The sequence below is a fragment of the Aminicella lysinilytica genome (assembly GCF_004362975.1).
GTDB lineage: Bacteria > Bacillota > Clostridia > Peptostreptococcales > Anaerovoracaceae > Aminicella > Aminicella lysinilytica.
Genome location: NZ_SNXO01000089.1, coordinates 1 through 1,200, shown reverse-complemented (window position 1 = coordinate 1,200; position 1,200 = coordinate 1). Strand labels below are relative to the sequence as shown.

Genomic DNA, 1,200 nt, shown 5'->3' with positions numbered 1-1,200 from the left:
CTTTTGGTATATTGATGGAAACTATCCTCAATACAGTACTCGAGGCGGAATCAACAGAACAACTTGGTGCAGAGAATTATGAAAGGACGGAGGACAGAACCGATTACAGAAATGGCACCAGAACAAGAGACTTGAACACAAGGATCGGCACGCTGGAGCTGAAGGTACCTAGACATAGAGATATGCCATTTCAGACTACACTCTTTGAAAATTATCAACGAAATGAACAGGCTCTGATCGCAACGATGATGGAGATGGTGACCCAAGGCGTATCAACACAAAGCGTTAAAAAAGTGACTGCTGAATTGTGTGGCGAGACATTTTCGAAATCAACCGTTTCGGAGATATGCAAAGGGCTGGATGTTCCAGTAAAACAGTTCAAGGAACGGCTGCTTCCTGAGAAATATCCGTTCATTATGGCAGATGCGATATATGTAAAGGTGCGAGAAGATCATAGAATCAGATCCAAAGCGCTGTTTGTAGCAGTTGGAATAAATACCAGCGGACACAAAGAAATCATAGGGTTCGATATATATGATACAGAATCCGAAAGCACATGGAAGGAATTCTTTGAAGGGCTTAAAAGCCGGGGGCTACGTGATGTTGATATTATTACTTCAGATGCCCATACCGGGCTGGTAGCTGCGATCAAAGAGTCATTTGTGGGCGCGTCATGGCAAAGATGCCAGGTTCATCTAAGACGTAACATATTGAGTAGATGCCCTAAACGGTTCATGGCAGGGCTGTCGTCCGAATTGACGGATATGTTCAACTCATCCACAATCGGAGAAGCACGCCGATTGAAAGATACCATCTGCGAAGAATACAAGGACAGCGCCAAGGACTCTATGGCTATACTGGATAGTGGATTTGAAGATAGTATGATAATCATGGCACTACCATCAAAATACAGGAAGTCTCTAAGAACGAGCAATACTATCGAACGTGAAAACCGGGAGATAAGAAGACGGGAAAAAGTGATACAGATATTCCCGAACTCTGCATCTGTGATCCGACTCATAGGGGCGGTACTCCTGGATGACCATAACGATTGGACAACCCTTCCGAGACTGTTTGATATGAAAGATTACTATGAAAAGCGAACCAGCATAATGATAAAAATACAAAGCGGGAATGCTGCATAACTGATGGTGATACATTTTAACTGAAGTGAATTTACACACAAATATGGACTTGACA

General features: G+C 43.1%; 1 protein-coding gene. It reads left to right on the top strand.

Annotation, left to right across the window (positions count from 1 at the left end):
• Window positions 1-1,145, top strand: a 1,145-nt coding sequence (locus tag EV211_RS10615; RefSeq protein ID WP_133529408.1) for an IS256 family transposase, incomplete at its 5' end; no start/stop codon positions are given.
• Between the last annotated feature and the right edge of the window lie 55 nt (window positions 1,146-1,200).